The sequence below is a fragment of the Olleya sp. Hel_I_94 genome (genome assembly GCF_007827365.1).
Lineage (GTDB): Bacteria > Bacteroidota > Bacteroidia > Flavobacteriales > Flavobacteriaceae > Olleya.
Window position 1 is genome coordinate 973,614 of record NZ_VISI01000002.1, and the last position, 12,882, is coordinate 986,495.

A 12,882-nucleotide genomic window follows, 5' to 3' on the forward strand; every position below is an offset into this window, starting at 1 on the left:
ATGACAGCAGATATAACACCACAAATACAACAGCAATTAAATTTATCCGCTTTACTACTTAAAAAAGGCCATAATAACGCAAACCTAAACAGCTGGTCTGGTTTTGATAGTGAAGACCAAATGCAAATCAAACAAGCTAAAAGACTACTAAAGCTACATGGTATTACATCTGGTTTGCATTTACGCAACAGCTTGCAACGTTACCAAAGCGGACAAATGGTATCCAACACTTTTACTAAACTAGCAACAGAGCTTAGAATGGATACTTCCACGACGTTTGATGGTAAATATAATGCGTTAGAAAATCCAAAACTTAAACACAAATATAAAATGGTATGGACGTATCGTTTTAGTTTAAAGTACCAACAATTTATTGGTTATGAACTAGCCTACTACATTTACCTAATGCGCTTAGCTACAGTCGTTGGGTATATAAACACTGACGAGTTAATCTTGCGTATGGAAGATGCTAACGACACCATTAAAAAAACATTTACTAGTTGGGGAGAATTTCATCGTAATGTGTGTTTGGGTGACGAATTTGTTTTAGGAGCAACAGAGCAGGACAACAGCAAATTTCCTGGAACAAAAACCCTTTGGGAACACTACCAACGCCTTAACGTACAACATGCCAATTGGTTTAAAACATGGAAGTAATGACTAAAACAAGACAAGAACTAATACAACATATTGAGCGTGCAGAACAACTTTACGCAGCTAATCTTTACTCGCATTTATCATCGCATATTACTACAGTCCAAGAACATTTTGAACAGTTAAACGAAACAGATTACGCTAGATTTTATCGTATCGTTATGTTATACATTTGTGCTTTTGAAGACCTAAATATGCCTGTAATGGAGTCTTATTTGGAAGCTTTAGAAAGTCTAAACGAAGTCCAAGCTTCGGATTACGAATTACTTTGTAGCCATTACCAATACTGTCAGGAGTCTGTATACAAAAAAGCAGTCGTCGCTTTTCCATATAATGATACGTTACATCTTCATTATGCCTTAAAACTTAAACATGACAAACGTTTTACTGATGCTATTTTAATTTTAAAATATATTTTAGAATGTTATCCAGCTTTAACAGAAGTTAGATTTTTATTACATGAAGTACAGTCGGAATACTTACAAATATTATGTGACACTGACGAAGCTGCAGATTACAAAGCTATTTTAGGTTTAGCATCTGCCACGCATAATTTAGACATTTTAAAAGGCTTACAATTAGATGATCAATTAGATCAAGAAAGTCAAAGTTTAGTGCACATACAATTAGCCCTTTGGAATAATAAATCTGCAGAAATTGCCAAACTTTGGAAAAACGAATGGAAGTTATTAGACCTTACACCAAACACTCGTTATTTATTAGCCGATTATGCTAAAACATTTATGCGTTATGATTTAGTTGCTCAAATTTTAAGAGCACCTAAAACACCTGATTTTCCAGAGGAAAACTTCAAAAACTTTGACCAGTACAAAGCTTACATGCAAGGTTTAGCAGATTCTGGTTGGCAATTAGCACAACATTATTATTTACTGGTGGGTAATTCGGCTTATTATCACACAGGTAACGAAAAAATATTTAACATTTGTGTCACGCAAGGTTTAGCGCAAAACCCTAATAATCCTTTATTATTAGTACTTAAAGCCCAATATTTTTATGTCAAGGAAGACTACAATCAAACAGGTGCTGCTTATCACGAAGCCTTTAAAAATGGATTACGCTTAAGCGAATATCTTTTTTACCTTTTAGAAGTCAATAACCGCATAAAAAACTGGCAAGGTATTTTAAATATTGTCGAGCAATTTCATAAAGGACAAACGCCTACGCTTAAAACCTTGTTTTTTCAAGCACGAGCCTTAGTTAATTTACAGCAACATGATGCAGCATTAAAGGTTATAAATGAAGCGCTTCAAGATTTTCCGCATCCAATGCATTCTTACGCTCCTTGGTTGTATAGTATGCGCATGGACTATCATAAAAAAAATCAAAATTACACAGCCTTTTTAGAAGACTTAAATGAAGAAATTTACTTTTACAAAATAGGTGACAATGATTATTGTCAAACCATAAATAGTGGTGTTGAAGCCCTTCTAGAAAAAGGTGATTATCAAGAATGTTATAAGTACGCCATCTACAACCACGAACAAGATAAATTATACCCACATTTATATCCTGTATTGCATTGGCTATGTTTTTATGATTTTTTAATTACAAAACCAGACTATTTAGAGGATGTTACAAAAGCAGATTTAGTTGAAACACCAACCTCATTTATTGATCACCGTAATAATGGATTTTTACATTGGATTTTAGGTGATAATAAAGCAGGAGCCAATGCTTTATATGAAGCTTCTAAATTAGCATCAAACGCAACGTATTACCTAAAGTTAGCCTTAGAATGTGCTAATGAAGGCTATGATAATGCACAAAGTCTTCAACTATCTAAAACTATTAAAAATCAATTTCCTGAGATTCGGGATTGGCATTTAGATTTAAATTACGCTGAGTTATTAAAAAAAGAAAAACATTATACAGCTGCATACAATGCCTATTTAGACCTTATACAAAGCTATTTAGAAGCCTCCTTTTTTGGTTTTCCTAAAGATGAATACAACCTTTTAGCACGCGCTTTAAAAGAATGTGCTTTAGGTATGGAAAATAAAAGTGAGTACCATAAGTATAATGCTATGCTTTTAAGCAAAGATCAACCCAACAAAAACCTTTTAAAAGAACAGCAAACCTATGCAGATCAGCACTATAAAGACGATTTATTTTTAAGACATAATTTACTGGAAAGTAACAGTCGATTGGATATCGAAATGACAGAAGCAGAAAAAGATGAATTATTACAAATCAAATCAATAATAACAACCTCTTATTTTGTCTAAACATCTTAAATTTACGTTTTTTATTACATGGCATTAAAAGCAAATCATACCTTAATAGCACTATTCCTTTTTTTAGGAATTAATACTTGGGTTATTGCTCAAACATCTGCTAATACACCATTAATTGACTCGTTATCCCAAACCTACGGACAAAACTTATATACCAATCCAATAGTTGCTAAAAAGGCAGCACAGGACTGGTTAAAGGAAAGTAAACGACTAAAAATAGATTTACAAACCGTTAGAGCGCATTATGCTTTAGGTAATTTAGGTAATATTTCAGGAGATTATAAAAGTGCTATTAAAGAAACAAAAGCAGCAATTACACTTTTAAAAGCGTTAAACATTACTAATGGTCTGGCTGCTTGCTATAACATTTTAGCATTGGGCTATAAAAACCTTGGTGATTATCCCAATGCAATGGATAGTTTTATACAATGCTTAAGTTATGCTAAGGCAAATGATGATAAAGTACAAGAGGCCAATGCCTATCAAAATATAGCCACACTTTATGTGCTTCAAAAAGAATATAAAAAAGCAACCGAAAACTTAGATCGTGCAGCAAACTTATATCGTGCTTTAAAAGACGATGATGGTGTATTGGTAACCTTATTTAACTTTGCTAATATTTTAAAAGAGCAAAACAAGTTTGACCAAGCCAGAAAGCACTATCAAACGGTACTTGGATATCGAGAAAAAGAAGGCAATAAAGCTGTTATTGCGTATATAAATATCAACCTTTCGCAAATGCTTGTGGAAGAAGGTAAATGTGAAGAGGCTGTTGTGGCTTTAAAAAAAACGTTAACACAATTAAAAGCACTTAATTTTACGTCAGATATTGTTATTGTGTTAAACGACTTAGGTTTATGCGAAAGTAAATTAGGACACACAAAAGCAGCTATAAATTATTTTCAGGAAGCTTTAACTTTAGGAGAAGAACAATCTTTACTTAGCTACAAATCTGATATTTATAAAAACTTAGCACAATTATATCAAGACGAAGGTGATTACAAAAATGCGTTAACTTTTTATCGAAAAGGAATCACTACAGTAGCAGAACAAAATGCTCTTGACAAAGAAAAATATGTTGTTAAAATACAAGAACGTTATGAGACACAACTAAAAGAAACACGAATTAAGTTATTAGAAAAAGAACAAAAATTAAGTGATGCCGAGTTACAAAAAGCCGAACTTACCTTAAAACGTCAACGTTTTGTTAGAAACGCATTTATTGCTGGTTTTGTGTTAGTATTAATAACACTAATAGTTTTAAGGTTGTTGTATATACAGCGATTACGAGTACAAAAACAATTAAATCTTCAACAAGAGGAAAACGCAAAGCAGAAAATTAATCAAATGATTCAGGATCATAAATTATCTGTAATAGAGCGTTATCAAGAAGGTCAAGATGAAGAACGTGCTAGATTAGCAAGAGATATACACGATGGTATTGGAAGTGATTTAGCTGGTATAAAAATAGCTTTTGAGCATTATGTTGAAAAACACAATTCAGAACCACAAGCCAAACGTATTGGCACTGCAATAGAAAATGCTTGTATTGACATACGCAGTCTCTCTCATCAATTACATCCTTTATCGTTTTCTAAAATAGGATTTACTAGTTTTTTAAACGATTTTGTTGCACAAATTACTAATAACACAACCTTAGCGATTCAAACTTTTTTCTTTCCAGAAGAAGACATTGATAAACTACCTGAAGACCTTTTGGCAGATGCCTATCGCATTGTACAAGAGTTAGTCAATAACATTATCAAACACGCACAAGCGACACAAGCAGAAGTACAATTGACTAAACATGAAGACTACCTAAACATTGTAATTAATGATAATGGTAAAGGGTTTAAGACCAATAAAAAACAAGGTATTGGGCTTCGTAATATAAAAGAACGTTTACAAAAAGTTAAGGGTTCAATAACTATTGATAGTAGTTCTGGAAACGGAACTTCAATTACCATAGACATTCCTATAAATTAAGACATATTGAAAAAAACAAATATCATTATAGCAGACGACCATTTAATGTTTTTAGAAGGCATTAATACCATATTAAGTGACATGGAAGAGATTGGAGAAGTACATCTAGCTACCGAAGGAAAACAAGTGGTTAGATTACTTAAGCAGTTTGAAATTGGCTTAATTATTAGCGATATAAATATGCCTAAAATGGATGGTATTGAGTTGCTAACCGAGATAAAGAAAAAGCATAGTCACGTTAAAATTATCATGCTAAGTATGTTAGACAACCACAGAACAGTACATAAAGTTATTCAAAAAGGTGCTGATGGATTTGTTCCAAAATTTACTAGTAAAGACGAATTACAAAAAGCGGTTAGAACTGTTTTAGGTGACGAACAATATTTTTCTGAAATTATCAAACAGCGTTACATGGAAAGTGTTTTTGAACGAAAAAAATATAAAAACATTGAGTTATCACCTCGTGAAAAAGAAGTCTTAGCGCTTTTAGCTGAAGAATTAACGTCTAAAGAAATTTCGGAAAAACTTTTTATTTCTGTTAATACCGTAGAAACACATCGAAAAAACATCTTATTAAAAACGGGTTCTAAAACAACAACTGGTGCTGTAAAATATGCAATAGAATCTGGTTTATTTGATTAATTAATAATTAACAGCTATGTTAATTTACCAAGCTAAAACCCCTTCTGCTTGAAGCGTTTTTTTTATCAAAACAAGTTCTTCATCATAAGAGATTTTATCATTTTTTGTTGTAATTAATTCGCCTTTATATATATGACCTGTTTCTAAATCAAAATAAGTTGCATAAACCCCTTTTAGCGGGTTTTGGTATTTTACTGTGCCTTCATTATTAACTGTTTTATCGCTAAGATATTGGACACTAGCTGCTCTTGACAACGCATTTTTATCTAAATAAACCTTTTTAGAGTCATATATCTCAAAGTTTGGCTGTGACTGCTCTAAATATTTAATAAGATCACGTTTAATTCTAGATTCTATAATATTAAAATTTGTTGCTTTATCCGATAACATAAAACAGGACATACTCCATTTGTTATCGTAAACCTCCAAAGGGACTTCAATAAACCCTTCTGGATGATTAGGTGTTTTTATAATTAAAGCAATATCAGAATAGATATCTAAATCGTCATAAAAATAATTTAAACGTGTAATAAACTTATTTAGCAACAATTGTAAGGCTTCAGATTCTACATTAACATCAGTGGTTAAATCAATACTATTGTTATTAAATACAATTAAAGAAAATTCAGTTTTAAAAATACGTTTAATAGCTTGCCTTGTGTCGTAACGTTTAATTGCTTCTAAATAATAATCATTTATCGTTTTTACATCCAAACCACTCATCGTTATTCCTCCATCCTCTAGTATTGTTTTTAGGTTTATGTGACAATAAAATTCAATTTCTGGTTTATCCGCATTATAAATACGGACACTAAACATATTTGGATTCATGTTTCCGCTATTAAAAAAACGGTTTAAATTTTTAAAGTTAAGCTCACCTTTATATTCTCTGGTTAAATACTGCACTAAATTATTTGATGCTTGCTTTTTAGAAATACCTCCAACTAGCCTGGTAAATCCTTTGGCTAATATTACTAGTACAAATAGGCAGATACCTAGTATTATTACAATCCTCATCTTTTAATTTTTTAGAGTGTAAAATTAGAGCTAATTAAAAGCTACTACCTCACGGAATTCCGTGAGTTTTAATATTCACTTAAATGAGGTGTAAAATTTATAACCTCTTAAAATACCTTTGAATCATAAATAACACCTAAAACATTTACCATGGGATTAAAAGAAAAAAAAGCAGCAAAATCAATTGAAGACCAATATTTATCAGATTATCAAAAAGAGATTAACGACATTGTTGGTAAAGCCTTACCTATTAATATTAATTGGGATACTTTTGAAATGGATTATATAAAATTTGTACCAAGCGTTTGTTTACAAAGGCTTACAGATGGATTAAAAGAAGTTTGTAGTGATGATATGGGAAAAGAAGCAGTACAAGAAAGTATTAACTCCATTGAAGTCTATTGTATACCAAACGAAGGTGCTGAAGACAAAAAATCTTTAACATTAGAAGCAGGCGTATTTGCATTAACCGCTTGTTGGGGAGGACACCATAGTGGATTTTTTACGGACTTAGTAATACGCGAGTTTTTAGAAAACAACTTATAAGCTAAATTATATTTTTTGAAAAACTATAAAAAAGCCTTTAAGGATTTAATCTTAAAGGCTTTTTATCTGATTATTTAATTAGCTATTAATTAAGTGCCAAATCATTAAAGACAACACCTTTTAAATGAGCATTAAAATAAGTTTCGTTAATACTTGTATTATACTCACTAAAAGATTGACTACAACCTGTAGCAGTAGCTTTATCAAACTTTAGTGACACTGCAGGTTGGTTGCTATCATCAATAAAAATGGTTATACAACCAGACCAAGTTCCTGGTTGATTAGTAATCCAAGCTATAAACAAAGGATCTAAACCGTTTTTAATTCCGGCAGATAAATTAACCTCTACAGATCTACTATCCTCCTCTTGATAATAATTTGTCGAAAAATTATAGTCACATTGGGTAAGCTCAAACTGTTTTGTAGTCGTGTCATCTTTTCTAATTAATAATTCTATTTTAATATTACTAGCGTTTTCCATAGTTAATGCATCTATTAAATTATTGTTATACACTTATGATACAAAATTGAGGTATTTAGCAACAAATAAACTAACGGTATTCCGTGAAATTATAAATTAATCATGCTAAAAATTGTTAATTAAACAAAAAAACAAGGTAATTGGAATACTAATTTTAGCATTAAATTCAATTGAAAAAAAGACAATAAAAAGTAAAGAAACCTCTTACTTTTTACCTAAAAATTAGAATAATTTTATGATTTCAGAACAGCTAATTATAATATTTAGTTAACAAAAAGTGCATTTTATCGAAGATTTTTACAAAAAACTACACTTTATCGATAAAAAAAGCATTTTGTAAATTACACATTTTCAACTGATTAAGCTAAAAAGATGTATTTTGTCGTGTTTTTGTGCATTTAAAAGAAGTTTTTCGTAATATTTTTCCTAGTTTAGCGGTCTAATTATAAAATCCTTTATACCTCAAACCAACAACAATGAATAAAATTACATTACTTATTCTTATTACACTTACTTGTACGTTTTCTTTTGCACAAGAAAAACATTCTAGAATTAAAATCACAAATCCAGACGCTGCTACAAAACGTATCATTGCAACTGGAGGTATTGATTTAAATTGTGGCGCATCTCATGATCATGATAATTTAACTTTAGAGTTAGCAGATACTGAACTTGATATATTATCTGAAAACAATATACAGTTTGAAGTCGTGATTGATGACTTAACAAAATTTTATGCGGATAGAATTAAAAATGACACTAATAATACAACTAGTAAACAAACTTATAATAGTGATGCATCACAAGGTCAATTAAGAGCTTCGGTATCTAATATTATTAAAGACAATATTATACAATATACAGGGTGTGACGAATTTAATTGGGTAGAACCAACTAATTTTCATTTTGGATCAATGGGTAATTGCTTAACAATAAGCGAAGTATTAACCGAACTGGATAATATGAATTCCTATGATGCTACAAATAACTTAAATATAGTATCTGCTAGACAAGATGCATCATCTAATAATAAAAAAACTTGGGGTAATCCACAAAATACAATTACCAATAACGGATTAACTTATTCTGGACAAGGTACATCTAGATGGAACCCACAAACCATTAACTATATACGTATTACAGGTAACGAAAGCGCTACTGCTGAAGGTACAAAACCACAAATATTATTTACTTCTATGATACACTCTAGAGAAGTAAGTGCTTTAATGAATAACATATATTTTATGTGGTATTTAATTGAAAACTATAATACAAACGACGCGATTAAAGAGTTAGTTGATAATAACGAGTTATATTTTGTACCAGTAGTTAATCCTGACGGTCTACGTTGGAATGAACATTTAAGTCCAGGAGGAGGTGGAATGCAGCGTAAAAACTTAAGACCAAATACTGGAAGTACATCTAATTCGACTTCATTAAGAGGTGTAGATCTAAACCGAAACTTTGACTATTATTGGGATTATAACGATGTTGGATCTTCGGGATCTCCTACAAGTAATTTATATAGAGGTCCATCTGCTGCTTCTGAACCTGAGACACAAATTATGGTAGATTTTATTACTAACCGTAATTTTAAAACAGGTGTTTGGAATCACTCTTATGCTAATTCTGTTCCGCATCCATATGGTGGTGTACCAACTTTAAGTTCTGGTAGAGAAAATGAGTTTTATAAATGGCATGAAGAAATGACTAGGTATAATAGATACCTTTACGGAGCAACTATTTTTTACGAATCTAATGGTTTACCAGATGATTGGATGATGGGTGGAGCTAATGATAATAATGGGAAAAATGGTTCTGGTCAAGCTATTTTAGCAACAACACCTGAACATGGTGCAAACAGTTCTGGATTTTGGCCTAATAATGCAAACGTAAGATTAAATGCTGTAAACTCTATGCGTATCTCCTTAGCAACTGCTTATTATGGAGGTAAATATGCTAAACTACACGATTTAACTCAAAGTACAATTAGCAATGCAATTGGTGATGATATTGTATTAGGTATTGAGCGTATTGGACAAACAGCAAGTGATTTTACTGTAACTGTAACACCAATATCTTCTAACATTTCAAGTATAGCTTCTCCAATAACAGAAGTAGGCATGTCTGTACTTGAACAAAGAAATGTTAGTTTTTCTTTAAATTTAAATACTGGAATTTCTCCAAACGAAAAAATTATCTACAATGTCGCGTTATCAAACGATAATGGAGTTATCTATGAAGCTGAATACACAAAATACTATCAACCTACTATATTATTCCAAAGCAATCCTGATACAGACGGATTAAATGGTTGGACACAATCTGGAGGTTGGTCTATTACATCAAACTCTTATGATGGTAGTAGTGCTATAAGCACAGGATCTTATACTGCTAATGCTTCAAAAACATTAACTACGACTAATAGCTATGATTTTTCAAATTCAGATGAAGTAACTATTCAATTTTACTCTAAATGGGATATAGAAAGAAATTATGATTTTGCAGAAGTTTTAGCTTCTCCAGATGGTGGATCAAGTTGGATTTCGCTTTGCGGAAATTACACAAAACCTAACGCGACTAGTAATACAACCAGCCATGACAACAAAAGTAATACTTATGCTAACTATCAAGCTAATAGTGCTGGGCAAATATATGATGGTGACCGAATGGATAATTGGGTTATGGAAGAGTTTTCAATTGACAGTGATTATGCCTCAATTTTAAATTCTGACAATGTAAAAATCAGATTTAACTTCAGGACTGACGCTTTAAATGTTAATGAAAATTATACGACAACTAATGATGGTTTTTTTATTGATGACTTTAAAATTATAGGTATCACTTATGCTTGTGAACCTATTGTTCCTACCAACGTAACTGTAACAAATATTACAACTGCAACTGCGCAAGTAAATTGGGATGCAGGTGTGTTAGCAACTTACGATTTAAGATATAGAGAAACAGGTTCTGGATCTGCTGGATGGACAACTATTACAGACATTGCTACAAATACGTATACTATTTATGGCTTAGATGAGACTACAGATTATGATGTTAGAGTAAGAACAAAGTGTACTTCTAGTAATTCTAGTTACAGTGCAATAACAAATTTCACAACAACTACCTCAACGACTTGTACAGGAACAGCAATTACTACTTTCCCATATTTTGAAAGTTTTGAAAACACATTAGGTGTTTGGACAGATCAAACCTCACCTACTGACGACTTTGATTGGACAATTAAACAGCAAGAAGCCAATGGTAATTCTACTCCATCTGCAGGCACAGGACCTTCTGTATCATCAGATGGTACTTACTTTATTTATATTGAAGCATCAGACCCTAACTTTCCTAGCAAAACAGCTAGTTTATTAAGTCCATGTATTGATTTTTCTGATAGAGAAAATGCATCTTTCAATTTTGATTACCACATGTTTGGAGACTTTATTGGCGTATTAACAGTAGATGTAAGTACAGATAATGGTGCAAACTATGTTACTTTAAGTGATTATACACTTTCTGGAAGTCAACAAGCTAGCCATACAGAGGCTTGGAAAACTCAAACTGTGGACTTATCATCTTTTGATGGTCAAGTTATTAAGTTAAGATTAAGTGCTACAACTAGCTCTAACGCAGTTGATGGATGGTCTGGAGACATTGCAATTGATAAATTAGGTATTACCTCTGATTTAGCGACTTCTGCTTCACCTGTGGCTAATTGTCAAAATATAAATGTGCAATTGGACGCTACCGGAAACGCATCAATAACAGCATCTCAAATAGATAATGGATCAACAGACGATGTTGCCATTACAAACTATAGTATTGATATAGACACGTTTGATTGTTCTAATGTTGGTACGCCTATTACAGTAACATTAACTGTGGAAGATGCAGATGGTCAAACTGATACTTGTACAGCTACTATAACTGTATTAGATCAAATTAAGCCTGTATTTGCTAATGTACCAGAAAATATTGCATTGACTTGTGGTGCTAATAATCCAACTTGGACAGATCCAACAGTTACGGATAATTGTGATAATTCATTAACAGCTAACAGAACAGATACTACTGGGTTAAATAGTGGAGATACTTTTCCTAACGGAATAACAACAATTAGTTACAACGTGACTGATAGTTCTGGTAATACTGAAACAGCTTCTTTTACCGTGAATATTGTTGAAGATTTAACTAATCCTGTTGCCATAACACAAAATATAAATGTGCAATTAGATCAAGACGGAAATGCAACCATTACTCCTGCTGATGTTAATAATGGATCAACAGATAATTGTGCAATTGCATCTTACAGTCTATCACAAACCAGTTTTGATTGCTCTAATATTGGAGAAAACACAGTCACACTTACCGTTACAGACACAAATGCTAATATAGATACAGCAACTGCAACCGTTACTATATTACAACAAGATGCTCCAACAACTGCTTGTTATGAGACAGCAACTTACAACTCTAGTACTTGTACTTGGGTTGTAACAGGAACACCTCCAGAACCTGTAATTACCAATGTTACTATTTGCTCTAACGAGACCTACACATGGTCAGTAAACAGTGTAACATATAATGGTGCAGATGGAGATACATCTGTTACAGTAACTGGTTCTGGATGTGATGCAGATCAAACTTTAAACATCACTGTAACAACTGCTACTAACACATACTATGCAGATAATGATGAAGATGGTTTTGGAGACGCAAGTAACTCAATATTAACATGTACGCAGCCTATTGGCTATGTAACAGATAATACGGACTGTGACGACACTAATGACACTGTTTATCCTGGAGCTACTGAGATTCCGCAAAACGGAATTGATGAAGACTGTAATGGATCTGACGAAACTGAAACTTTAGGAGTTACTGAATTTGCAAATGATAATATAGTTATTAGTCCTAATCCTTTTAATGCGTTTATTGATGTTAAACTTCCAACTAGATTAAATAACGAAACTATATCTGTTTCAATATTTGACTTAAATGGTAGAGTGATATACAATAAGATAACGCAACCTATTAACGGAAAAATTAGACTTAATCAATTAGAAAGCTTAGAACAAGCTCCTTACTTTTTAAGAATTTCTGATTCTAAAAACACGTTTATTCAAACTCAAAAACTAATTAAATTTTAACCAACAACAACCTACAAGCAAGCAATAAATAGTCTGAAAACGGTCTAAAGCAACTAACTAACCATTCGTCGACAGATAAATGCTTTCTAACTAAAGTCAACCTATTAAGTGCTTGCTTAAATTTAATTTTACATCATATTAACAA

The 12,882-nt window shown here is 32.0% G+C and carries 8 protein-coding genes; 6 read left to right on the top strand and 2 right to left on the bottom strand.

Going from position 1 to position 12,882, the window contains the following annotated elements; all coding sequences use genetic code 11:
• From JM82_RS07485 to JM82_RS07500, 4 genes are read left to right on the top strand one after another with little or no spacing between them, the layout of a single operon-like run.
• On the top strand, nt 1–657 hold the full coding sequence (locus JM82_RS07485) for a DUF1266 domain-containing protein (RefSeq protein WP_145002085.1): 657 nt from the start codon (nt 1–3) through the stop codon (nt 655–657).
• Nucleotides 657–2,900 carry a tetratricopeptide repeat protein gene (locus JM82_RS07490; RefSeq protein ID WP_145002086.1) on the top strand — a complete coding sequence of 748 codons (2,244 nt, stop codon included), beginning with the start codon at nt 657–659 and terminating at the stop codon, nt 2,898–2,900. The genes JM82_RS07485 and JM82_RS07490 overlap by 1 nt, the downstream gene beginning before the upstream one ends.
• 27 nt (nt 2,901–2,927) lie before the next feature.
• On the top strand, nt 2,928–4,895 hold the full coding sequence (locus tag JM82_RS07495; protein ID WP_145002087.1) for a tetratricopeptide repeat protein: 1,968 nt from the start codon (nt 2,928–2,930) through the stop codon (nt 4,893–4,895).
• 6 nt (nt 4,896–4,901) lie between these two features.
• On the top strand, nt 4,902–5,537 hold the full coding sequence (locus JM82_RS07500) for a response regulator transcription factor (RefSeq protein ID WP_145002088.1): 636 nt from the start codon (nt 4,902–4,904) through the stop codon (nt 5,535–5,537).
• A gap of 24 nt (nt 5,538–5,561) precedes the next feature.
• Here JM82_RS07500 and JM82_RS07505 read toward each other — a convergent pair whose 3' ends face one another.
• A complete protein-coding gene (locus JM82_RS07505) occupies nt 5,562–6,554 on the bottom strand; it encodes a hypothetical protein (RefSeq protein ID WP_145002089.1) in 993 nt (330 codons plus the stop codon).
• 150 nt (nt 6,555–6,704) lie between these two features.
• On the opposite strand from JM82_RS07505, the gene JM82_RS07510 reads away from it, so the two are divergent.
• Nucleotides 6,705–7,100, top strand: a complete 396-nt coding sequence (locus JM82_RS07510; protein ID WP_145002090.1) for a hypothetical protein — start codon at nt 6,705–6,707, stop codon at nt 7,098–7,100.
• A gap of 85 nt (nt 7,101–7,185) precedes the next feature.
• Here JM82_RS07510 and tssD read toward each other — a convergent pair whose 3' ends face one another.
• Nucleotides 7,186–7,581 (bottom strand): type VI secretion system tube protein TssD, encoded by a 396-nt coding sequence (tssD, locus tag JM82_RS07515; RefSeq protein ID WP_145002091.1) that lies wholly within the window; start codon nt 7,579–7,581, stop codon nt 7,186–7,188.
• A 476-nt stretch (nt 7,582–8,057) separates the two neighbouring features.
• Here tssD and JM82_RS07520 point away from each other — a divergent pair, with 476 nt between their 5' ends.
• On the top strand, nt 8,058–12,737 hold the full coding sequence (locus JM82_RS07520) for a M14 family zinc carboxypeptidase (protein WP_145002092.1): 4,680 nt from the start codon (nt 8,058–8,060) through the stop codon (nt 12,735–12,737).
• The last annotated feature ends 145 nt before the right edge of the window (nt 12,738–12,882 follow it).

Excerpts from the sequence above, each read along its gene's own strand:
- JM82_RS07485 (WP_145002085.1), top strand. The coding sequence starts at position 1 with ATGACAGCAGATATAACACCACAAATACAACAGCAATTAAATTTATCC.
- JM82_RS07490 (WP_145002086.1), top strand. The coding sequence starts at position 657 with ATGACTAAAACAAGACAAGAACTAATACAACATATTGAGCGTGCAGAA.
- JM82_RS07495 (WP_145002087.1), top strand. The coding sequence starts at position 2,928 with ATGGCATTAAAAGCAAATCATACCTTAATAGCACTATTCCTTTTTTTA.
- JM82_RS07505 (WP_145002089.1), bottom strand. The coding sequence starts at position 6,554 with ATGAGGATTGTAATAATACTAGGTATCTGCCTATTTGTACTAGTAATA.
- JM82_RS07510 (WP_145002090.1), top strand. The coding sequence starts at position 6,705 with ATGGGATTAAAAGAAAAAAAAGCAGCAAAATCAATTGAAGACCAATAT.
- tssD (WP_145002091.1), bottom strand. The coding sequence starts at position 7,581 with ATGGAAAACGCTAGTAATATTAAAATAGAATTATTAATTAGAAAAGAT.
- JM82_RS07520 (WP_145002092.1), top strand. The coding sequence starts at position 8,058 with ATGAATAAAATTACATTACTTATTCTTATTACACTTACTTGTACGTTT.